20 protein-coding genes and 1 other RNA gene are annotated in these 21,829 nt (G+C 74.1%); 8 read left to right on the top strand and 13 right to left on the bottom strand.

The features are described from left to right. Nucleotides 1–15: 15 nt before the first annotated feature. Nucleotides 16–415: RNase P RNA component class A (rnpB, locus tag ACZ50K_RS02545), an RNA gene on the bottom strand. 51 nt (nt 416–466) lie between these two features. Between rnpB and ACZ50K_RS02540 the strand changes: the two genes are divergently transcribed. Then, nucleotides 467–1,207 (top strand): MerR family transcriptional regulator, encoded by a 741-nt coding sequence (locus ACZ50K_RS02540; RefSeq protein WP_468896527.1) that lies wholly within the window; start codon nt 467–469, stop codon nt 1,205–1,207. On the opposite strand, the gene ACZ50K_RS02535 is transcribed toward ACZ50K_RS02540, so the two are convergent. Then, entirely contained in the window at nt 1,185–2,636 is a 1,452-nt protein-coding gene (locus tag ACZ50K_RS02535; RefSeq protein ID WP_468896524.1) for an RNB domain-containing ribonuclease, read from the bottom strand. The two genes, ACZ50K_RS02540 and ACZ50K_RS02535, sit on opposite strands and share 23 nt — an antisense overlap. Before the next feature lie 137 nt (nt 2,637–2,773). Between ACZ50K_RS02535 and yaaA the strand changes: the two genes are divergently transcribed. After that, complete coding sequence (gene yaaA / locus ACZ50K_RS02530) at nt 2,774–3,574, top strand: peroxide stress protein YaaA (RefSeq protein ID WP_468896521.1); 801 nt, start codon at nt 2,774–2,776, stop codon at nt 3,572–3,574. A 76-nt stretch (nt 3,575–3,650) separates the two neighbouring features. Here the strand turns inward: yaaA and ACZ50K_RS02525 are convergent, their stop codons facing one another. Beyond that, nucleotides 3,651–4,406 (bottom strand): bifunctional DNA primase/polymerase, encoded by a 756-nt coding sequence (locus ACZ50K_RS02525; RefSeq protein WP_468896519.1) that lies wholly within the window; start codon nt 4,404–4,406, stop codon nt 3,651–3,653. Between the two features lie 193 nt (nt 4,407–4,599). Further along, entirely contained in the window at nt 4,600–5,196 is a 597-nt protein-coding gene (locus ACZ50K_RS02520; RefSeq protein WP_468896516.1) for a TetR/AcrR family transcriptional regulator, read from the bottom strand. Between the two features lie 163 nt (nt 5,197–5,359). On the opposite strand from ACZ50K_RS02520, the gene ddaH reads away from it, so the two are divergent. Continuing rightward, nucleotides 5,360–6,169 (top strand): dimethylargininase, encoded by an 810-nt coding sequence (ddaH, locus tag ACZ50K_RS02515; protein WP_468896513.1) that lies wholly within the window; start codon nt 5,360–5,362, stop codon nt 6,167–6,169. 36 nt (nt 6,170–6,205) lie between these two features. On the opposite strand, the gene ACZ50K_RS02510 is transcribed toward ddaH, so the two are convergent. Then, on the bottom strand, nt 6,206–7,222 hold the full coding sequence (locus ACZ50K_RS02510) for a small ribosomal subunit Rsm22 family protein (RefSeq protein WP_468896510.1): 1,017 nt from the start codon (nt 7,220–7,222) through the stop codon (nt 6,206–6,208). Nucleotides 7,223–7,250: 28 nt separating this feature from the next. Next, complete coding sequence (locus ACZ50K_RS02505) at nt 7,251–8,621, bottom strand: Bcr/CflA family multidrug efflux MFS transporter (protein ID WP_468896507.1); 1,371 nt, start codon at nt 8,619–8,621, stop codon at nt 7,251–7,253. Between the two features lie 109 nt (nt 8,622–8,730). Between ACZ50K_RS02505 and ACZ50K_RS02500 the strand changes: the two genes are divergently transcribed. Then, nucleotides 8,731–9,501, top strand: coding sequence for an SDR family oxidoreductase (locus ACZ50K_RS02500; protein WP_468896504.1), 771 nt, complete (start codon nt 8,731–8,733; stop codon nt 9,499–9,501). A 92-nt stretch (nt 9,502–9,593) separates the two neighbouring features. Then, the gene (locus tag ACZ50K_RS02495) at nt 9,594–10,454 is read left to right on the top strand and encodes a PhzF family phenazine biosynthesis protein (RefSeq protein ID WP_468896502.1); all 861 of its coding nucleotides are present in this window, start codon (nt 9,594–9,596) and stop codon (nt 10,452–10,454) included. 81 nt (nt 10,455–10,535) lie between these two features. On the opposite strand, the gene efeU is transcribed toward ACZ50K_RS02495, so the two are convergent. The 6 genes from efeU to ACZ50K_RS02465 form a co-directional block, all read right to left on the bottom strand. Continuing rightward, on the bottom strand, nt 10,536–11,369 hold the full coding sequence (gene efeU / locus ACZ50K_RS02490) for an iron uptake transporter permease EfeU (RefSeq protein ID WP_468896499.1): 834 nt from the start codon (nt 11,367–11,369) through the stop codon (nt 10,536–10,538). 12 nt (nt 11,370–11,381) lie between these two features. Continuing rightward, nucleotides 11,382–12,683, bottom strand: coding sequence for an iron uptake transporter deferrochelatase/peroxidase subunit (gene efeB / locus ACZ50K_RS02485; protein ID WP_468896496.1), 1,302 nt, complete (start codon nt 12,681–12,683; stop codon nt 11,382–11,384). Nucleotides 12,684–12,704: 21 nt separating this feature from the next. Further along, nucleotides 12,705–13,859 carry an iron uptake system protein EfeO gene (gene efeO, locus ACZ50K_RS02480; protein ID WP_468896493.1) on the bottom strand — a complete coding sequence of 385 codons (1,155 nt, stop codon included), beginning with the start codon at nt 13,857–13,859 and terminating at the stop codon, nt 12,705–12,707. Between the two features lie 225 nt (nt 13,860–14,084). Continuing rightward, a complete protein-coding gene (locus ACZ50K_RS02475; RefSeq protein ID WP_468896490.1) occupies nt 14,085–14,969 on the bottom strand; it encodes a heme ABC transporter ATP-binding protein in 885 nt (294 codons plus the stop codon). Next, nucleotides 14,966–16,114 (bottom strand): FecCD family ABC transporter permease, encoded by a 1,149-nt coding sequence (locus tag ACZ50K_RS02470; RefSeq protein ID WP_468897177.1) that lies wholly within the window; start codon nt 16,112–16,114, stop codon nt 14,966–14,968. Before ACZ50K_RS02470 ends, ACZ50K_RS02475 begins: the two co-directional genes overlap by 4 nt. A 49-nt stretch (nt 16,115–16,163) precedes the next feature. Beyond that, complete coding sequence (locus ACZ50K_RS02465; RefSeq protein WP_468896487.1) at nt 16,164–17,201, bottom strand: heme/hemin ABC transporter substrate-binding protein; 1,038 nt, start codon at nt 17,199–17,201, stop codon at nt 16,164–16,166. Nucleotides 17,202–17,339: 138 nt separating this feature from the next. Between ACZ50K_RS02465 and ACZ50K_RS02460 the strand changes: the two genes are divergently transcribed. From ACZ50K_RS02460 to ACZ50K_RS02450, 3 genes are all read left to right on the top strand, one after another. Further along, complete coding sequence (locus ACZ50K_RS02460; RefSeq protein WP_468896484.1) at nt 17,340–18,773, top strand: HtaA domain-containing protein; 1,434 nt, start codon at nt 17,340–17,342, stop codon at nt 18,771–18,773. A gap of 86 nt (nt 18,774–18,859) precedes the next feature. Then, the gene (locus tag ACZ50K_RS02455) at nt 18,860–20,359 is read left to right on the top strand and encodes an HtaA domain-containing protein (protein WP_468896481.1); all 1,500 of its coding nucleotides are present in this window, start codon (nt 18,860–18,862) and stop codon (nt 20,357–20,359) included. 19 nt (nt 20,360–20,378) lie between these two features. After that, nucleotides 20,379–21,029 carry a PhzF family phenazine biosynthesis protein gene (locus tag ACZ50K_RS02450; RefSeq protein ID WP_468896478.1) on the top strand — a complete coding sequence of 217 codons (651 nt, stop codon included), beginning with the start codon at nt 20,379–20,381 and terminating at the stop codon, nt 21,027–21,029. Between the two features lie 101 nt (nt 21,030–21,130). Here ACZ50K_RS02450 and ACZ50K_RS02445 read toward each other — a convergent pair whose 3' ends face one another. Next, complete coding sequence (locus ACZ50K_RS02445) at nt 21,131–21,778, bottom strand: biliverdin-producing heme oxygenase (RefSeq protein ID WP_468896476.1); 648 nt, start codon at nt 21,776–21,778, stop codon at nt 21,131–21,133. Between the last annotated feature and the right edge of the window lie 51 nt (nt 21,779–21,829).

Here is a 21,829-nt window from a genome sequence, read left to right as displayed (position 1 = left end):
CTCGGTACGAGTGGCAGAACAACCCGAGCTGTACGCCGGGTTCTGTCGCCCGGAGACCTCGCGGTCACCGGGGAGACGGCCATCCATCTAGGACCGGCGTTGCCGCCGGCCTCGTGCGGTCTACCCGCGGACTCGGGCGGGCAGCCCTCGATCGTCCGCGCAGGACCCTCCGGGGAGGATCCCTCTTGACCTTGCTCCGGGTGGGGTTTACCTAGCCGCCTGGGTCACCCCAGGCGCTGGTGGTCTCTTACACCACCGTTTCACCCTTACCTGCGGCCGAAGCCGCCGGCGGTCTGTTTTCTGTGGCACTGTCCCGCGGGTCACCCCGGGTGGGCGTTACCCACCACCTTGCCCTGTGGAGCCCGGACGTTCCTCGGCAGGGCCGGAACCCTGACGCGGCCGTCCGCTCGCGTTGTTCTGCGAACGACCATGCTACCCGCCGCGGCGGGAGGGTTTTACTGGGCGCATGAGGATCGGAGAGATCGCCGCACTCGTCGGCACCACCACCCGGGCGATCCGGCACTACCACCAGGTCGGGCTGCTCCCGGAACCGGAGCGCCGGCCCAACGGCTACCGGACGTACGGGGTGCGGGACGCGGTCCTGCTGGCCCGGGTGCGCCGGCTGACCGAGCTGGGCCTGCCCCTGGACGAGGTCCGGGACGTGCTCGCCGAGGACGCCGGCCGTGACCTGGCCGAGGTCCTGGCCGAGCTGGACGCGGACCTGGCCCGGCAGCAGGCCGAGATCGGTGAGCGCCGACGGCGGCTGGCGGCCCTGCTGGCCGCCGCGCCCGGCACCGCCGAACCGGTCTCCCCGGCACTGGCCGCCCTGCTGGCCCGGGCACCGGACACCGGTTCCGCCAGCGCCCGCAAGGACCGCGAGCACCTGGAGCTGCTCGACGCGGCGGGCGGCGCCGAGGCGCTCTACGGGGTGCTCGGCACCCTGGCCGCCGACCCGTCGGTGCTCGCCCTGTACGAGCGGCTCGACGCCCTGCACGACGCCCCGGCCGACGACCCCCGCATCCCGGCCCTCGCCGCCGAGCTGGTGGCCGCCGTACCGGAGGAGGCGTTCGGGCTGCTGCCGGCCGGCGGTCCCGCGGACCCGCTGGCCGACAGCCTGCGGGAGGCACTGCTGGCCGACTACCCGCCGGCCCAGGCCGAGGTGGTCCGCCGGGTGATGGCGGCCTTCACCGGACGGGCAGGGCGCTGAACAGCACCCCCGGGCCGCCGGGGTCCGCCCGGAGCAGCCGGACCGGGATCCGTTCGCCGAGCGGCAGCGGGCCGTCCGCGGACTCGACCCGGCCGATCACGGCCGGATCCGCCAACTGGACCGTGCCCACCCGCGGGTCCCGCTCCCGGACGTCGGTCACGGTGCCCTCGAAGGTGTCCCCGACCCGGTCCCGGAGCAGCGCCGCCTCCACCAGGTCCAGGGCGGCCCGCTCCACCGTGCCGGCCAGCCTGCTGCCCTCGGCCATCTCCCGGGGCAGCGCCGGCAGGGCCGCCACCACCCAGTCCGGGGGCGCGGCCCCGGCGACCGCCGCCAGGCACAGCTCGCCCGTGTACCGGTCGACCAGCCGCCGCAGCGGGGCCGTGCAGTGCGCGTACGGGGCGGCCACCGCGGCGTGCACGGCCGGATCGGGCAGCTGCCCGCCGGTGAACACGGTGTAGCCGGCCCCGCGCAGCAGGGTGGTGCACTCCTGGAGGAACGCGGCGTGCGCGGGCACGGACGGGTCCAGGGAGCGGATCAGCCGCGCGTACGGCACATGGTGCGGCCAGTCGATGTGCAGGGCCGCGGCGGTCCGGCGCAGCCGGCCCACGGCGCCGTCCGGGGCGGTGGGAAGGGTGCGCAGGATGCCGGTGCCGGACGCCAGCATCAGATCGGCGGCGGCCATCCCGGTCATCAGGGAGATCTGCGCGTTCCAGCCCTCGGCGGGGAGCGGGGCCCGGTAGACCGGCACGTAGCGGCCGTCCCGGAGGACGATCTCCTGCTCGGGCACGTCCAGGGAGATCCCGCCGCGTTCGGTCTCCAGGGCCTCCCGGAGCCGCCCGACCTCCCGGAGCAGGGCGAGGGGCTCCTCGGCGGTGCCCCCGTCGACGGCCCGCTGCACCCCGGCGTAGTCGAGCTTCGCCCGGCTGCGGACCAGGGCCCGGCGCAGCCCGGTGGCCGTCACCCGGCCCTCCCGGTCCAGGTCCAGCCGCCACAGCAGGGCCGGGCGGGGCTCGCCGGGCAGCAGGCTGGCCGCCCCCTCCGAGAGCACGGCCGGGTGCAGCGGCACCTTCCCGTCCGGGAAGTAGAGGGTGCTGACCCGGCGGTGGGCCTCGGCGTCCAGGGCACCGCCCGGGGTGACGAAGGCCGCGACATCGGCGATGGCGTAGTGCACCCGGTAGCCGCCGCCCGGGCGGCGGGCCAGGTGCAGGGCCTGGTCGAGGTCGGTGGAGGCGGGCGGGTCCACGGTGCACAGCGGCAGGTCGGTGGCGTCCTCGCCGGGGAGCCGGGGAGCGGCGGCGGCCCGCTCGGCCTCCGCCCGCGCGGCGGGCGGGAACTCCCCGGCCACGCCCAGTTCGGTCCGCAGGCCGCGCAGCGCGGCCCGCAGCTCGTCCCCGTCTGCTCCGGTCAGATGCACAAGGCGGCGTGGCATGCACCGAGCCTAGAACCCATCGGGAGGGTTCGCCCGGGTTCGGGAGGGTCGCGGATTGCGGTCGGGCGGGGTGGCGAGGTTTACCCTCGTGCGGGGGCCGCACCCCCCGCGCCGTGTCCGTACGAAGGAGAACCACCGTGCTCGTGCTGCTGCCGCCCTCCGAGGGAAAGGCCGCCGGCGGCTCCGGCGCACCGCTGAAGCCCGAGGACCTGTCGCTGCCGGGGCTGGCCGGTGCGCGCGCCGCCGTCCTGGAGGAGCTGGTCGAGCTGTGCGCGGGCGACGAGGGCAAGGCCCGCGAGGTGCTCGGCCTCAGCGAGGGGCTGCGCGGCGAGGTCGCCAAGAACGCGGCCCTGCGCTCGGCGGCCGCCCGCCCGGCCGGGGAGATCTACACCGGGGTGCTGTACGACGCGTTGGGGCTGGCCGATCTGGACCCGGCGGCCCGGGCCCGCGCCGAGGAGTCCCTGCTGGTGTTCTCCGGGCTGTGGGGGGCGGTGCGGGTGACCGACCGGATCCCGTCCTACCGCTGCTCGATGGGGGTGAAGCTGCCGGGGCTGGGCGCGCTCGGCGCGTACTGGCGGACGGCCATGGCCGAGGTGATGCCGGCGGCGGCCGGTGACGGGCCGGTCCTGGACCTTCGCTCGTCCGCCTACGCCTCGGCCTGGAAGCCGAAGGGGGAGCTGGCCGGCCGCACCGCCACGGTCCGGGTGCTGCACTCCCAGATGGTGGACGGGGTGGAGAAGCGCTCGGTGGTCAGCCACTTCAACAAGGCCACCAAGGGCCGGCTGGTCCGGGACCTGTTGCGGTCCGGGGCGGCGCCGGCCGGTCCCGCCGAACTGGTCGGTGTGCTGCGGGACCTGGGCCACACGGTGGAGTGCGAGCCGCCGGCGAAGCCGGGCCGGGCCTGGGCGCTGGACGTGGTGGTCACCCAGATCCACTGACCGGACCGGACCGGACCGGACTGGACCTGGACGGCGACAGGGCCGGGCCGGGCGGGAGCCGCCCGGCCCGGAGGGTTCAGCGGCTGAGCGGCCAGGCCACCGCGCTGGCGGGGTCGTGGTCGGCGGCGCCCGCGTACAGGGCGCAGGCGTCGGTCAGGGTCTCCAGCAGGGTCAGCGGGTCGGGCAGCGGGTGCTCCATGCCGCGCAGCCAGGAGACGGACAGCTCACCGGGGAGGGCGGCCGGCGGCACCAGTACGTAGCTGCCGCGGCAGTGCCAGCGCAGGCCCGGGTGCTCGTCCATGGTCTCGGGGTGGCAGTCCAGTTCGCAGGGCCACCACTCGTCCTCGTCCTCGGGGGTGCCGCGGGTGGCGGTGAAGAACAGCATCCGGGCCTGGGCCTCCGGCCCGCCGGCCCCGGACTCGGCGACCGGCCCCACCTCGATGCCGGCGGCGAGCAGCCGGGCGAGGGCGTTCCGGCCGGCTTCCAGCGGGACGTCCAGCACGTCGTGGACCATGCCGGTCGCGGTGATGAAGTTGGCCTGGGGCTGGTTGCGGGCCCAGCGCTCGACCTGGGCGCGGTCGGTGGTCGACTGGGTCTGCCAGGCGAAGGACAGCGGATGTCGGGCCGGGGTGGGACAGCCGATGCGTTCGCAGGAACATCGGTAACCGGCGGGATGGGCGGCGGGGGCGATCGGCAGCCCCGCGGCGGCCACGGCCTGGAGGAGCGCCTCGCGCTCCCGGCCGGGGTCTTCCGGGGTCGGCTTCCGTCGGCGCAGCCACTGGGAGATCCTGCTCTGCTCACCGCGTTCGAAGCGGCCGGACTCAGACCCCATGTATCCCCTCACCTCACCGTTGGCCCCGGCAGACCCTGACATCGTCCCACCATCCTGCGCCCCGGGTGACCGGACTCATCAACCGGGGTCAGCGCCCCGGATGGGTGCGGGCCGCCGCAGATCCGAGGAAACTCCGGCAAAACAGCAGTTGTCGGCCGGATGGATGGGGGTCGGAGGCACCCGGTGACATTGCTCACCGCAGTCCGGCGAGCACCCGGTCGACCAGGGCGTCGGTGAACGCGTAGGTGAGCGGGCCGGTGCCGAGCAGCCAGCGGTACGTCAGAGGGCCGAGGAGCATCTCCACCGCCAGCCGTAGATCGGTGTCCTCGGCGATCCCGCCGGCATCCCGTGCCACCCGCAGCCGCTGCTCGTACAGCGCGAGCTGGGGTTCCAGCAGCTGCTCGGTGAAGCGGGCCCCCAGCTCCGGGTCGGTGGCCCCGGCGGCGGTGAGGGCCCGGGCCGGGGCGGCGTACCGCTCGTCGGTGAACTCGTCCACGGTGGCCCGCAGGACGGTCTTCAGGTCGGCGGCCAGGTCCCCGGTGTCGGGGAAGCCGGCCCATGCGCCGTCCTCGGCCGCGTCCCCGGCGAGGGCCAGCGAGGCGTCCAGCAGCACGGCCGCCTTGGAGGGCCACCAGCGGTAGATGGTCTGCTTGCCCACCCCCGCCCGGGCCGCGATGGCCTCGATGGTCAGCTTGTTGTAGCCGACCTCGCCCACCAGGGCCAGGGCGGCGTCCAGGATGGCCCGGCGGGAACGGTCGCTGCGGCGCGCGGAATCAGGGGTCTTGGCCATACGGCCACCGTACCGGTCCGAGACGTCTCGTCTCCAGAGTGGAGGGCCGGGGGGCGGATGGTCGGGTAAATCACCCGAACGGATCACTGCGCCGGATCCCCCCGAGGAGAGACGATTCTCTCCACCGACGCACGCTTCTTCGCTTCTTCCAGAGGAGCCCTCTTTGCGCAGAGACGCCACACCCCGGCGTTACCTGATGTGCCCACCCGCGCACTTCGAGGTCACGTACTCCATCAACCCGTGGATGGACCCCACGAAACCGGTGGACCTGCCCCTCGCACTCACCCAGTGGGAGGACCTCCGGGACCGGTACCGCTCCTTCGGCCACACGGTCGAGATCCTCGAACCCCGCCCGGGCCTCCCCGACATGGTCTTCGCCGCCAACGGCGCGACCGTGGTCGACGGCAAGGTCCTCGGCGCCCGGTTCGCCCACCCCGAACGCACCGCGGAGGCCGTGGCCCACCTGGACTGGTTCCGGGCCGCCGGCTACACCGAGGTCCGCGAACCCGAGCACGTCAACGAGGGGGAGGGGGACTTCGCGGTCACCGCGAGCTGGGTGCTGGCCGGCCGGGGCTTCCGCTCCAGCCCGCTCGCCCGCGACGAGGCCCAGGAGTTCTTCGGCCGCCCGGTCATCGGACTCGACCTGGTCGACCCGCGCTACTACCACCTGGACACGGCCCTCAGCGTGCTCGACGGCGACGAGGTCATGTACTTCCCCGACGCCTTCTCGCCGGGCAGCCGGTCCGTGCTGCGCCGGCTCTTCCCGGACGCGTTGATCGCCACCGCCCAGGACGCGGCGGCCTTCGGCCTCAACGCGGTCTCCGACGGACGGCACGTCCTGCTCCCGCAGGCCGCCGCCGGACTCTTCGACCCGCTGCGGGACCGCGGGTTCGAACCCGTCCCCATGGACCTCGGGGAACTCCTCAAGGGCGGCGGCAGCGTGAAGTGCTGCACCCAGGAGCTCCGTCCCTGACCGCCGGCGCGACCGCCCGGCCGCCGGTCCCGCGGGCTACTCCGCGGCCGGCGGCCAGGCGTCGCCCCACTCGGCGTCCCGGGCCGCCCGGTACTCCTCGCCCTGCCGCTTGCTCACCGTGGCCCGGCGCAGCCCCTCGGACTCCGGGCCGCACAGCTCCAGCAGCACCAGGCCCTTGCGGATCTGCGGCCGCCGGGTGATCCGGGAGGCGGCCGGCGCCACCGGGAACCGGACCGCCGCCACGTACCCGAACTTCTCGTCCTCGTACGCCAGCGAGCCGCCCTTCACCTGCCGGTGCAGGGAGGACCGGCTGACCCGGGCCGAGAAGTGGCACCAGTCCTCGCCCGGCACGATCGGGCAGGTCCCGTCGTGCGGGCAGGGCGCGGCCACCGTGAACCCGGCCGCGATCAGCGCGTCCCGGGCCTCCCGGATCCGCAGATAGCCCTCCGGGGTGCCCGGCTCCACCACGACCACGGCCCGGCCGGCCCGCGCCGCCTCGGCGACCACGGCCCGGCGGGCCTCCGCGGTCAGCTCGCCCAGCACATAGCTGACGGTCACCAGGTCGGCCTCCGGCAGGCTGAGCGCCGACCCGATGACGGCCTTGCGCCACTCGGCGCCGCGCAGCACCGCCGACCCCGAACCGGCGGTCAGCTCCCGGCCCAGGGCCAGGGTCGGTTCGGCCCAGTCCAGCACCAGGGTCTCCCGGGGCCCGGCCCAGGCGGAGTCCACCGCCCAGGTCGCCGCCCCGGTCCCGCCGCCCACGTCCACGTGCGAGCCCGGGGTCCAGCCGGGGGCCGCCTCCCGCAGTCCGGCCAGCGCGGCCCGGACCGCCTCGAAGGTGGCCGGCATCCGGTACGCCGCGTACGCCGCCACGTCCGAGCGGTCCCGGAGCACCGGGGCGTCGGTCGGGGTGCGCCCCCGGTAGTTGGAGATCAGCCGCTCGACCGCGGCCGCCGCCTGCTTCGGCGGCAGCCCGTCGAGCAGCCCGGCCAGAGCGGCCCGCAGGCTCTCGGCGGTGGTGGGTTCGGACGGGGCAGGGGCGAAGGCGTTCACCCGCGAAGTTTACGGCGCCCCCGGCGGGCTACTCGCCCGCCGCCGGGACCGCGGCCTGGGCACCGGACTGGGCCTCGGACTGGGCCTCGGGCTGCTTCCCGGACGGGACCCCGGCCGGTGCCGCCGAGCGGGCGGCCCGCCAGGGCCGGCACATCCCGGCGAAGCAGGCCATGGCGAGCAGCGCGCACACCACCTGCACCACGGCCATCGGCACCGCCGTGTCCTCGCCGGCGATCCCCACCAGCGGCGAGGCCACCGCGCCCACCAGGAAGGAGGAGGTGCCCAGCAGCGCGGAGGCGGAGCCGGCCGCGTGCGGGGTCCGCATCAGGGCCTGCGCGTTGGTGTTGGGCAGCACCACGCCCATCGCGGACATCAGCACGAACAGTCCGGCCGCGATCGGGACCAGCCCGACCTCGCCGAACGCCCCGGCGGACATCAGCAGCAGGGAGACCGAGGACACCAGCACCACGGCCAGTCCGGCGGCCAGCACCTTGTCCAGGCTGACCCGGCCCACCAGCAGCTTGCCGTTGACCTGCCCGGCGGCGATCAGGCCCACCGAGTTCAGGCCGAACAGCAGCGAGAAGGTCTGCGGGGAGGCCCCGTAGATCTCCTGGATCACGAACGGGGAGGCGGAGATGTAGGCGAAGAGGGTGGCGAAGGCGAAACCGCCGGCCAGCATGTAGCCGGCGAAGACCCGGTCGGCGAGCAGCCCCCGCATGGTGTGCAGGGCGGCTCCGACCCCGCCGGTGTGCCGGCGCTCGGGCGGCAGCGTCTCGTCCAGTCCCCGCCACATCACCACGGTCAGGACCGCGCCGATCACCGTCAGCACGACGAACACGCCCCGCCAGTCGGAGAAGCGGAGGATCTGGCCGCCGATCAGCGGGGCGACGATCGGGGCGACACCGGAGATCAGCATCAGGGTGGAGAAGAACCGGGCCATCTCGACCCCGTCGTACAGGTCCCGGACCACGGCCCGGGCGATGACTATCGCGGCCGCCCCGGCCAGGCCCTGGATCAGCCGGAAGGCGATGAGCAGCTCGGCGGACGGGGCCAGCGCGCAGACCGCGGTGGCCAGCACGTAGACGATCATGCCGATGGTCAGCGGCCGCTTGCGGCCCCACTTGTCGCTCATCGGGCCGATCACCAGCTGGCCGAGGGCCATGCCGGCCAGGCAGGCGGTCAGGGTCAGCTGGATGGTCGCGGCCGGGCTGGACAGCGAGGCGGTGACCTCCGGCAGGGCCGGCAGGTACATGTCCATCGACAGCGGCGGCATGGCGGACAGCCCGCCGAGGATGAAGGTCACCAGCAGCCCGGTGCGGCGGGCCGCCCGGGTGGCGGGAGGGACGGGTGTGGAGACGGCTGGGGAGGAGGGGGCCCCGGTGTGGCCTCGCTCGGGCATACAAAGCTCCAGTCTGCTTGTCGTCTGGTCACACCCCCGGACCGACCCATGTTCTCAGCTATCGGAACGTCCCGGGCCCCACCTGCGCTGTGACGTACTCTCCGGCCTCATGAACGCAACCGGGAACAAGATCGCTGTAGTGACCGGTGCCGGCTCCGGCATCGGCCGTTCCGTCGCCCTGGCCCTCTCGGCGGCCGGCTGGTCGCTGACCCTGGCCGGCCGCCGGGCCGAACCCCTCGAAGCCACCGCCGCGGCCGCCGCGGAGGCCCGCCCGGACGCCGAGCTCCTCCCCGTACCGACCGACGTCAGCGACCCGGACGAGGTCACCGCCCTCTTCGCCGCCACCCGGGAGCGCTACGGGCGCCTGGACCTCCTCTTCAACAACGCCGGCACCTTCGGCCCGGCCGGGGTCCCGCTGGAGGACATCGGCCACCAGGAGTGGAAGCAGGTGGTCGACGTCAACCTGACCGGGTCGTTCCTCTGCGCCCAGGGGGCGTTCCGCCTGATGAAGGAACAGGACCCGCAGGGCGGCCGCATCATCAACAACGGCTCCATCTCCGCGCACGTCCCGCGCCCCCGCTCGATCGCCTACACCGCCACCAAGCACGCCATGACCGGGCTCACCAAGTCGCTGTCCCTGGAGGGCCGGCCGTACCGGATCGCCTGCGGCCAGATCGACATCGGCAACGCGGCCACCGAGATGACCGAGCGCATGCAGACCGGGATCCTCCAGGCCAACGGGCAGCTGGCGGTGGAGCCGGTGATGGACGCGGCGGACGTGGCCCGCACCGTCCTGCACATGGCCGGGCTCCCCCTCGAAGCCAACGTGCAGTTCGCCACCGTGATGGCCACCGCCATGCCGTACATCGGCCGGGGCTGACGGAACCGGATACGGAACCGGATACGGGGCCGGTGGCCGAACCGGTCCGGCGCGGCGGGAATGCCGCGCGGCACGGGCGGGTTGGGCCGGTCATGAGCGAAGAAGTGCTGAGGTACACCGCGTTCTCCCAGGACCCCGACGGAGGCAACCCGGCCGGAGTGGTGCTGGACGCCTCGGGCCTGGACGAGGCCGCCATGCTGGGGATCGCCGCCGGACTCGGCTACAGCGAGACCGCCTTCCTGACCGCGCCCCCGGAGGGGCTGGGCGCGGAGGCCGGCCGGGGGTTCACGGTCCGGTACTTCAGCCCGAAGGTCGAGGTCCCCTTCTGCGGGCACGCCACGGTGGCCGCCGCGATCGCCCTGGCCGAGCGGATCGGCCCCGGGGAGCTGCTGTTCGCCACCGCCGCCGGCACCGTACCGGTGTCGGTGGTCGCGGCCGGGGACGGGCTGCGGGCCACCCTCACCAGCGTGGAGCCGGACGTCACCGGGGTGGACCCGGCGGACCTCGCCGAGGCGCTCGCCGCACTGGACTGGCCGGCCGCCGACCTGGACCCGGCGCTGCCGCCCAGGATCGCCTACGCGGGCGCCCGGCACCTGGTGCTGGCCGCCGGCTCCCGGGCCCGGCTCGCGGACCTGGCGTACGACTTCCCCCGGCTGGAGGCGCTGATGCGGCGCCTGGACCTGGTCACCCTGCAACTGGTCCACCGGGCCTCGGACCGGGTGTTCCACGTCCGCGACCCGTTCCCGGTGGGCGGGGTGGTGGAGGACCCGGCGACCGGGGCCGCGGCCGCCGCCTTCGGGGCGTACGCGCGAGAGCTCGGGCTGGTCCCCGAGGATGCCGTCCTCACCCTCCACCAGGGCGAGGACATGGGCCGTCCCGGGGTGCTGACGGTGGAACTCCGCCCCGGCGACCGGCGCGTACGGGTGGCCGGCGCGGGCACCCGCATCGGCTGAGCCCCGGCCGGGCCGGCCCGGCCGCCCCCGTGCTGGGCTTCGCCGAGCGGGAGCTGCTGTGGTGAGCCGCCCCGGCCACCGTCAGTTGCTGTTGTTGCTGCCGCCGGCGCGGCGCCATCCGCCGGACGGGAGCAGGAACAGGGCCAGCACCGGGACCAGATAGAGGGCCCACACCGTCAGCTGGAGCACCGTCGGGTCGGGCTGGAAGTTGACGGTGCCCTTCAGCAGGGTGCCGTACCAGCTGTCCGGCGGGACCGCGGAGCTGATGTCGAAGGCCTTGTCGGTGAGCCCGCCCAGGAAGTCCGCCTCCTGGAGGTCGTGCACCCCGTACGCGAGCACCCCCGCGGCCACCACCACCAGCATGCCGCCGGTCCAGGTGAAGAACTTCGCCAGGTTGATGCGCAGGGCGCCCCGGTAGAACAGCCAGCCCAGCAGCACGGCGGTGGCGATGCCCAGCAGGACCCCGGTGAGCGGGCCCGCGCCGTCACCGGCGGCCCGGACCGAACCCCAGACGAACAGCGAGGTCTCGATGCCCTCCCGGCCGACGGCCAGGAACGCCGTGGTGACCAGCGCCCCGGTGCCGACCGCGAGCGCCGCGTCCAGCTTGCCGTGCAGCTCGGCCTTCAGATGGCGGGCGGTGCGCTTCATCCAGAACACCATCCAGGTGACCAGCCCCACCGAGACGATCGACAGGGTGCCGCCGATGGCCTCCTTCGCCTCGAACGTCAGCTCCTGGGTGCCGAATTCGAGGGCGGCGCCGAAGCCCAGGCTGAGGGCGACGGCCAGGCCGACGCCCAGCCAGATGGGCGGCAGCCGGTCCCGGTGACCGGTCTTGACGAGGTAGGCGACCAGGATGCAGACGACCAGGCTGGCTTCCAGCCCTTCGCGCAGACCGATCAGATAGTTGCCGAACATGCCGGTGACTCCCTAGGAGAACAGCGCCCGGCCCCACCAGTCGTCGCTGTCGCGGACGCCCGGCGGGACGGCGAAGACGGCCGAACCCACGTGCTGGATGTATTCGTTGAGGACGTCGGACCGGGCCAGGTTGCGCTGGACCGGGATGAAGCCCTTGCGCAGGTCGCGCTGGTAGGCGAGGAAGAACAGGCCCGCGTCGAGCCGGCCCAGTCCGTCGGTGCCGTCGGTGAAGGAGTAGCCGCGGCGCAGCATCATCGCGCCGCCGTTGGTGTCGGGGTGGGCGAGACGGACGTGCGCCTGCGGCTTCATGGCCTTGAGGAAGGGCTCGTCGCGTTCCCTGGACTTGCCCACCGGGGCGCCCTCGGCCTTGTCGCGGCCGAAGATGTCCTCCTGCTCCTGGAGCGGGGTGCGGTCCCAGGTCTCGATGTTCATCCGGATCCGGCGGGCCACCAGGTAGGAGCCCCCGGCCAGCCAGGAGCCGGCGCTGCCGCCGTCGCCCTCGGCCACCCACACGTGCTTGTCCAGGGCGGCGGTGTCGGTGCCGGAGACGTTCCGGGTGCCGTCCTTGAAGCCCATCATGTTGCGGGGGGTCTGGGCGTCCGGGGTGGTGGAGGAGGTCTTGCCGAAGCCCAGCTGGGACCAGCGCATCGCGGTCTTCCCGAAGCCGATCCGGGCCAGCTGGCGGATGGCGTGCACGGCGACCTGGGGGTCGTCGGCGCAGGCCTGCACACAGAGGTCGCCGCCGGAGCGGGCCCGGTCCAGGTTGTCGCCGGGGAACGCCTCCAGGTCCAGAAGGCCTTCGGGGCGCCGGTCCTCCAGGCCGAAGCGGCCCTTGGCGAAGAGACCGGGTCCGAAACCCACCGTCAGGGTGAGCCGGGACGGCTTCAGGCCGAGGGCCTCGCCGGTGTCGTCCGGCGGCGCCTCCGGCAGCCCGCCGACGGCACCCTCGCCGACCGGCAGACCGGCGGTCAGCCGCTCGGCCGCCCGGGTCCAGTCCTTCAGGAGCCGCACCAGCTCGGCCCGGTCCGTGGTGCGCACGTCGAAGGCGGCGAAGTGCAGCCGGTCCTGCACGGGCGTCGAGACGCCCGCCTGGTGCGCGCCGTGGAAGGGCACGGCGGCGCCGGTCACGGCCGCGTGGACCGGGTCCCGGTCCTCGCGCAGCAGGGCGGCGGTGCCGCCGGCCGCGGCGGCACCGAGCGCCAGCCCGGCACCGCCCCAGCCCAGCACGGCACGGCGGGACGGCCGCGCCCCGGCCCGGCCGGTCTCGCCGGCTTCCCCGGGCTCGCCGGGCTGCGGGGTCTCTTCTGCGGACATGTCCGTGGTCTCCATGGCCCGTTACCTGACGACGGCGGCGGCCAGCTTGGACAGCGGCTCGCCGAGCGCGCTGACCGCGTCCGACAGCTGCTTGCGCTGCGGCTGCCCGACCTTGTCGTAGGAGGTGAACTCGTAGCCGTTCTTGTCGGCCCGGTAGGTGTCGAGGAGGGTGTTCATCGCCGCGAACTGCTTGTCCAGTTCGGCGGCCAGCGCCGGGTCGTTCTTGGCGGCGATGGGCTTGAGCAGGGTGTAGGCCTTCTCCGCGCCCTCGATGTTGGCCTTGAAGTCGACGAGGTCGGTGTGGCTGTAGCGCTCCTCCTCGCCGGTGACCTTGCCGCTGGCGACCTCGTCGAGGAGCTCCTTGGCGCCGTTGGCCATCGAGGTGGGGGTGATCTCGGCCTGGCCGACCCGCTTGCGCCAGTCGTTGAGGTCGGTCATCAGACGGTCGGCGAGCTGCTTCTCGGTGTCGCCGATCTTCCCGTCCTGCCACAGTGCCTTCTCCAGGCGGTGCCAGCCGGTCCAGTCCTTCGCCGGGTCCTGGCCGGCCTCCAGACCGTCCTCGCGGACGTCGACCTTGGGGTCGATGTCGCCGAAGGACTCGGCGACCGGCTCGGTGCGCTCCCAGCCGATCCGCGAGGGCGCGTACGCCTTCTTGGCGGCGGCCACGTCGCCGGCCTTGACGGCGTCCGCGAAGGCCTGGGCCAGCGGGACGGTCGCCTCGGCCTGCTCCAGCACGTACGTCCGGTAGGCGGCGACCGCGGCGTCCATCTCGGGGCTGCGCTGGGCGCCGGTGCCCTGGCCGGTGGCCTTGACCTGCTGGCGGATGCCGTTGCCCTTCGTGCCGGGCTTGCAGGCGATCTCGTACGAGCCGGCCTTGATCTCGGCGGTGATGTGCGCCTTGGTGCCGGGGCCGATGTTCTCCCGCTCGGTCACGATCCGGTCGTCCGGGAACAGCACGTAGACCTCGGTGACCTTTGAGCCCTTGTTCTCGACCTCCAGGGAGATCTTCCCGGCCGGGAACTCCTTGGTGGAGACCTCGCAGGCGTCGTCGGAGGCGGTGACGCGGATGGCGTCGGCGCCCTGCGGGTCGGCCTTCTCGGCGCAGCCGGTGACGGCGGTGAGCGCGGCCGCGGCGGCGGCCGCGGTGAGGACGGTGTGGCGGGCTGCGGGGCGCATGGAGGGCTCCTGGCGAATCGGCGGGGGGCCGCTCCGAGACGGGAGCGGGGCCGGTGAGGCGCGCCTAACTTAGTACACCCTTACCCAGGGTGTACCCCGCCGTACGGTGATTCGGGCAACACCTTCCGGCTTGCGAAACGGAACGGTCACGAAGCCCTCAGGAGGGGCCCAAGCGCAGGTCAAGCGGCAGTCAAATGCCGCTTCCGGGCGGGGTGGAGGCGCCCGTCAGCGGACCGGCACCACCAGCGGGGCGCCGGTCCGCGGGTGCGGGAGGACCTCCACCGGCTGCCGGTAGACCCGGCTCAGCAGGGCGTCCTCGAACACCTCGGAGGGCGGTCCGGCGGCGGCGATCCGGCCGCCGTGCAGCACCGCGGCCCGGTCGGCGTAGGCGGCCGCCAGGCCCAGGTCGTGCAGGACCACCACCACGGCGTCCCCGGCCGCGGCCCGCTCCCGGCAGATCCGCAGCACCAGTTCCTGGTGGCGCAGGTCCAGCGCGGCGGTCGGCTCGTCGAGCAGCAGCAGCGGGGCCCGCTGGGCCAGCACCCGGGCCAGCGCCACCCGGGCCCGCTCCCCGCCGGAGAGCGCGGAGAACGGCCGCCCGGCGAAGGCCTCCACCTCGGTGGCGGCCATCGCGGCGGCCACCGCCGTGTCGTCCTCCTCCTCGCGGGGGGTGCCCGCCCAGGGCGCGCGGCCCATCCGGACCACGTCCTCCACCGGGAACGGGAAGGACAGCGCGGCGGACTGGGGGAGCACCGAGCGGCGCAGGGCCAGTTCGGGGGCCGACCAGTCGCCGACCGGGCGGCCGTCGATCCTGATCACCCCGCCGGCGGCGGGCAGGTCGGCGGACAGCGCGGCCAGCAGGGTGGACTTCCCGGCGCCGTTGGGCCCGACCAGGGCGAGGACCTCGCCGGCCCGCGCGGTCAGGTCGATCCCGGCGAGCACCTCCCGCTGCCCCAGCCGGACGTGCACCGCGGCCGCCTCGGCGACGGCGGTGCCGGGCGCGACCGGCTCGGGCGGGGTGCGCCGGGCGCGCCGGAAGGCGAGTCCGCCCGCCACCGAGGCGGTCACCTCGTTGGCGAGTCCGGCGGCCAGTGCGGTCAGCCGGCTCATGCCCAGCCTCCTTGCTTGCGACGGGTCCGGCGCAGCAGCCAGAAGAAGAACGGGCTGCCGAGCAGGGCGGTCAGCACGCCGAGCGGCAGCTCGGCTGGCTGGGCGAGGGTACGGGCGGCCAGGTCCCCGGCCACCAGGACCACGGCTCCGGCGAGGGCGCTGCCCGGCACCAGGAAGCGGTGGCCCGGGCCGTTGGCCATCCGCAGCAGGTGCGGGACCAGCAGGCCGACGAAGGTGATGATGCCGGCCACCGCGACGGCCGCCGCGGTCAGCAGGGCGACCAGCAGGATCAGCCCCATCCGCAGCCGTTCCACGTCCACCCCGAGGTGCCGGGCCGGGCGTTCGCCCAGCGCCAGCAGGTCCAGCCGGCGGGCGTAGAACGGGGCGATCAGCAGTCCGGCGAGGGCGCAGGGGAGGACGGCCAGCACCTTGGGCCAGGTGGCCTGGGCGAGCGAGCCGAGCTGCCAGAAGGTGATCTGGTTGACCTGGCCGCTGTCCGCGAAGAACACGAACAGGCCGATCAGGGCTCCGGCGAAGGCGTTGACAGCGATGCCGGTGAGGATCAGGGTGACCACCTCGGTGCGGCCGCCGCTGCGGGAGAGCAGGTAGACGGCGGCCACGGTGACCAGGCCGGAGACGAACGCGCAGGCGGTGATGGTCCAGTTGCCGAAGAAGGAGAGTCCGAGCCCGATGGCGGCGACCGCTCCGACGGCGGCTCCGGCCGAGATGCCGATCACCCCGGGTTCGGCCAGCGGGTTGCCGAACACTCCCTGCATCAGGGCGCCGGCACAGCCGAGGCTGGCCCCGACGAGCAGGGCGAGCACCACGCGGGGGAGCCGTACGTTCCACAGGACGCTCTCGCCGACCCGGTCGAGCGGGGCGCCGCCGAGGCCGAGGCGGTGCGCCACCGAGCCGAGCACGTCGGCGGTGGGGATGGGGAAGGCGCCGGTTCCGGCGGACACCACGGCGAGCACCAGCAGGGCGGCGGACAGCAGTCCGAGGAACAGCGGGGCCCGGCCCCGGCCGGGGCGCTTCCCGGCCTTCGCGAGCGGCCCGGTGCCGGGCCCGGGCGCCTGCTCCGGGGTCCGTGCCGGGGCCCGTTCCGGCTCCGGGACGGTCGGGGACGCGGGGGTGTCGGTGGGCACGGTGCGGTCCTCGGTGTCGTGCGGGGGATCGTAGGAGAGGGTCACCGGTTCACGCCTTGCCGGGGTGGTAGAGCTGGGCGATCAGGGCGTGCAGCACCTCGTCGGTCCGCGGGCCGTAGTTGAGGAGGATCCCGTCGTCCACGGTGACCACCCGGCGGTCCAGTCCGGCCGGGGTCTGGGCCACGCCCGGGATCTTCACCAGGCCGTCGACCCCGCCGACGGATTCCAGCCCCTTAGCCATCACCAGGATGGCGTCGGGCGCGGCGGCGGCGAGGGCCTCGCTGGTGATCGGGGTGAAGTCCTTGGTGAGTCCGGACTCCTTGCCGGCGTCCAGTGCCCCGGCGGCCTCCAGCAGGGAGGCGGCGCCGGATTCCGCGCCGCCCAGCATGTAGACCGAGGCGGTGCCCCGGAGGTAGAGGAAGGCGACCCGGGGCTTCTTGCCGCCGGCGGCGGCCGGGACCTCCTCGGCGGCGGCGGCGAGCCGGTCGGCGGTGCGCCGCTTGAGCTCCTCGCCGGCCCCCGGGACGCCGAGCGCGGCGGCGACGGTGCCGATCCGCTTCGGCACGTCGGCCAGGGACTTGGCGGGGGCGACGACCAGGACCGGGATCCCGGCGTCGCGGATCTGCTGGACGGCCTCGGCGGGGCCGGTGGTGGTCTCGGCGAGGACCAGGGTCGGGCGGAGGGACAGCACGCTCTCGGCCGAGACGTCGTGTGCTCGTGTCACCACGGGGAGCTGCGCGGCCTGTTCGAAGGTGGTGGTGATGTCCCGGGCGATGACCCGGCGGCCGAGTCCGAGGGTGTGCACGATCTCGCTGAGGCTGCCGGTCAGCGGAACGATCCGGTCCGCCGAGGTGATGGTGACCCGGTGTCCGTCGGCGGAGGGGACCGTCACGGGGAGGGCCGGGACCGGTACGGACGCGAGCGGTTCGACCCGGTCCGGTGCGGCGGCGGGTGAGGCCGAGGGGCCGGGTCCGGCCGCGTTCCCCGCGCAGCCGGTCACCGCGAGGGCGAGCGCGGCCACTCCGAGCGCGAGGCGCCCGAGGCGCCCGAGGCGGCTGGGGCGGGTGGGGGCTGCGGGCGTAGGCACGAAGGCACCGTCCTGTCGTCCGGCTGAAGTCCGGCTGGATTCCGGATGAGGTTCTGGGGGCCGGGGGGTTGCCAAACCCGGCCCGAGGTAGCTTAGGTTAGCCTAACCTCGCTTGCTAGACCCTGGAGGGGACTTTCCATGCCCGTGAGATCTGTCCGTGGCACCGCCGCGTCCTGGCCCAAGGCCATGTCGCTGGCGCTGTTCGCGGCACTGCTGGGCGTCCTGCTCCCGGCCGGCGCCGCGCACGCGGCGGACCGCACCGTACAGGGCGGCCGACTCGACTGGGGCATCAAGTCCTCGTTCCAGAGTTATGTCACGGGGCCGATCGGGAAAGGCGCTTTCCGGCTGAAGGACGGGGCCGCCACGGTCGGCGGCAGCCTGTTCCGCTTCCACTCGGCCACCGGCACCCACGACCCGGCCACCGGCGCCCTCGACGCGGCGTTCGGCGGCGGGGTGCAGTTCCAGGGCCACCAGAAGCCGGACGGGTCCTACGAACTGGACCTCACCGTCAGCCGTCCCGCCGTCCGGGTCTCCGGCGGCAAGGGCACCCTGTTCGTGGACGTCACCGGCAGGGCCAAGGACACCGGGCAGGTCACCACCCGCACCCGGGTCCCCTTCGCCGAACTCACCGTGCCCGCGGGGGCCCTGAAGGGCGACGGGAACACCGTCGCCCTGGCGAACGTCCCGGCCACCCTCACCGCCGACGGCGCCGCCTCCTTCGCCGGCTACTACCCGGCCGGCACCAAGCTCGACCCGGTCTCGCTGTCCGCCGACGTCCGGGCCGGCGGGGCGGCCACCCCCGCGCCCTCGGCCACCCCCGCGCCGGGCTCCACCCCGGCGGCCGGTGTCCCGCAGGGCGCGTTCACCGACGCCGCCGTCGACTGGGGCGTCCGCCGCACCTTCCGCGAGTACGTCACCGGCTCGATCGGCCAGGGCAAGTGGGCGCTCGCCGAGGGCGCCCAGGACGGTGGAGCGCTGTTCCGCTTCCCCCAGGGCAAGGGCCGCTACGACGGCGCGAAGGGCACCCTGGACGCGGCCTTCGCCGGCAGCGTCCACTTCACCGGGGCCCATCTGGACCTCCGGCTCGGCAAGGTGACCGTCCGGGTGGCGAACGGCAAGGGCATGCTGACCGCCGACGTCACCACCGCCGGGAAGACCGAACCGGCCGTCCCGCTCGTGGAGTTCGACGCCAAGGCACTGAAGACCCAGGGACCGCTGACCGTGCTGACCGAGGCTCCGGCCACCCTCACCGAGGGCGGGTCCAAGGCCTTCAACGGCATGTACAAGGCCGGCACCGAGATGGACCCCGTCTCCCTCGCCGTCGCCCACGACGCCACGGCCAAGCTGCCGGCCCTGCCCGACCTCGGCTCCGCCACCGGTACCGCCCCGGCCGGCGGCGCCCCCACCGGATCCGCCGCCCCCGCGGCCGGGGCCGACCGGGCCGACGCGGCCGGGGAGTCCTCCGACACCGGGCTCTACGTCTCCCTCGGTGCCGCCGTGCTGGTGCTCGTCGGCGGCGCCGCCTTCCTGATCCTCCGCAGGCGCGGGTCCGCCACCACCCCCGAGGCGTGACCCGCACCGCACTCCGTACGACGGCGCACCGCGCGCCGAACCCCCCCTCCGTTCAGCTTCCTTCCGCCAACAGGAGAACCTCAGCCATGTCCTCGTCCCTCCGCCGCCCGATCGCCGTCGCGGCCGCCACCCTGACCGCCGCCGCCCTCGGCGCGACCGCCCTGATCCTCCCGGCGTCCGCCGCCGGGAAGCCCACCCAGATGAAGATCGTGGGCGGCACCCTGGACTGGGGCGTGAAGAAGAGCTACCGCGACTACGTCACCGGCATGGCCGCGGGCAAGATCACCGTCGCGGACGGGGCCCAGAAGAACGCCGACGGCACCTTCCGCTTCGGTTCGGCCACCGGCCAGTACGACATGGGCACCCATGTGGTGAAGGCCGCCTTCAAGGGCAGCGTCACCTTCTTCTCGCCCGCCCCGCCGACCGGCCACGGCTTCGAGGTCAAGCTCTCCGACCTCCGCATCGACACCGGCACCAAGAAGGTCACCGCCGACGTCACCAAGGGCGGCAGGACCTCCCAGGACGTGCCGCTGGCCGGGGTGGCCTTCGCGGGCCAGTCCATGGAGAACCTGGCCACCACCCTCACCAAGGAGGCGGCGGACGCGCTCGGTTCGGCCGGCTACGCGAACAAGGCGGGCGACCCGCTCACCGCCAAGCTGACCTTCGAGACGCCCAAGCCGCAGCCCACCGGCTCGCCGACCGCCAAGCCCACCGCGACGGCCAAGCCGACCGCGACCGCGAAGCCGACGGCCACCGCCAAGCCCACCGCGACCGCGAAGCCGACGAAGACCGCGACCCCGGTCCCGACCAAGACGGCCACCCCCACCAAGACCGCCACCCCGACCAAGACGGCCACCCCGTCCCAGCCGGCCGTCGTGGGCCCGCAGAAGATCCTCGGCGGCAAGACCACCTGGGGCATGAAGGAGTCGTTCCGCCGCTACGTGCAGGGCGCGGGCGGCACCGTCACCCCCTCCGCCGGCGCGGTCAAGAACGGTGAGGTCTTCGACTTCACCGGCGGCAAGGGCTCCCTCGACGCCACGTCCAAGAAGCTGAACGCCTCCTTCAACGGCAGCCTCCGCTTCCTGTACGCCGGCCACGGCATCGACATGAGCTTCAGCAACCCGCGGATCAACGCCTCCGGGAAGACCGGCACCCTGGTGCTGGACGTGAAGAACGCCTCCGGCACCAAGTCCGGCGTGGCCTTCGCCACCCTGGACCTTTCGAAGACCGACTACCGCACCAAGAACGGCGTGCTGACCGTGAACGCGGTCCCGGCCGCCTTCACCGCCGAGGGCGCCGCGGTGTTCGCCAACGGCACCACCGGCTCCATGTACCAGAAGGGCCAGGCGGTGGACCCGCTGAGCTTCTCGGTGAAGGTGGACCGGGACGCCACCCTGCCGGCCGGCACCTCGGGCGGCAGCGGCAGCGGCACCGGGGGCAACGGCGCCTCCCCGACGGGCGGCAACCTGGCCGCCACCGGCGCCGAGCTCCCGGCGGGCACCCTGCTGGGCGCCTCCGGACTGGTGGTGGCGGCCGGCGCGGGCGCGGTGTTCCTCGCGCGCAGGCGTCGCGTCAACGCCGGCTGACCCGTGCTTCAATGCCCGCGTGAACGATCTCGACGTACTCAGGGTCTTCTGCGCGGGCGACGGGCGGTACGGCAACCCGCTGGGTGTCGTCCGGGACGGCGGCGCCTGCCCCGGTGATGCCGAGCGGCAGGCCCTGGCCGCCGAACTCGGCTACAGCGAAACGGTGTTCGTCGACGACCCCGAACGCGGGGTCGTCGACATCCGCACGCCCGGCACCCGGATGTCCTTCGCCGGGCACCCGCTGGTCGGGGTCGCCTGGCTGCTGGACGTGGAGGAGCTCAACCCGCCGGTCGGCCCGGTCTGGGCGCGCGACGACGGCGAGTTCACCTGGATCACCGTCCGCGCCGAATGGGTCACATCCAAGTCCACCCGGCAGTACGCCGATCCGGCCGAGGTCGAGGCCCTGCCGGCCCCGCCCCCGGGCGAGGGCTGGCTGTATGCCTGGGCCTGGGAGGACGAGGCGGCCGGACGGATCCGGGCGCGCGGCTTCCCGCGCCGGCCGGACGGGATCATCACCGAGGACGAGGCCACCGGTTCGGCGGCGGTGCTGCTGACGGCCGAGCTCAACCGGGCGCTGAACATCACCCAGGGCGCCGGATCCCAGATCCTGACGGCCCCCGGCCCGGACGGCACGGTGGAACTGGGCGGCCGGGTGCGGTTCGCCCGCTGACGGCGGAGCCGGGCCGGGCCGGGCACGCGGAGAGAGGGGCGGACCCGTGCGGGTCCGCCCCTCTCTCCGTACCTTCGTCAGCCGGTCAGCCGGTCAGCCGGTCAGGCCGACAGCGGGAACTGCTCGCCCAGTTCGCGGAAGACCGCGCCGTTGAAGTCGAAGGCGCGCTTGCACTCGTCGATGATGCGCTGCTTCTCCAGGTCGTCGGCGGAGATGGAGTCCAGCAGCTCCCGGTAGGTGCGCTTGAAGGCGGCCGGGTTGGAGATCGCCTCGAAGACGTAGAACCGGACCCCGTCGCCCTTGCGCTCGAAGCCCCAGGTGCGTTCGGCCTTGTCGCGGATGATCTGGCCGCCGGAGAGGTCGCCGAGGTACCGGGTGTAGTGGTGCGCCACGTAGCCGCCGGGCCATTCGGCCGCGCAGGCGGCGACCCGGTCCGCGTAGGCCCGGGTGGCGGGCAGGGCGACCAGGGTCTCGCGCCACTGGGGGCCGCGCAGATGGGCCAGGTCGCGCTCGATCTCGGCGACCCGCATCAGCTCGGGCTGTATGAACGGACCGGCGACCGGGTCGTCCCGCAGGGCCTCGGCGCCGTCCTCCAGGGCCCGGTAGACGAACCACAGCTGCTCGGTGTAGCTCGTGTAGGCGTCCACTCCGAGCCGTCCGCCCAGCAGGTCGCTCATGAAGGTCGAGGTTTCGGCCTCGGTGTGCTGCTCGTGCGAAGCGACGCGGATGACGGTAGAGAAGGCGTCCAAGAGAGGACCTCCAGAAGAAGGCGGGCCGGGTGCGGCAGCGGACTGCCGCCA

The sequence above is a fragment of the Streptomyces sp. NPDC033845 genome (genome assembly GCF_055576225.1).
The sequence above is the reverse complement of the archived record's forward strand: the minus strand, read 5'-3'. Positions and strand labels throughout refer to the sequence as shown.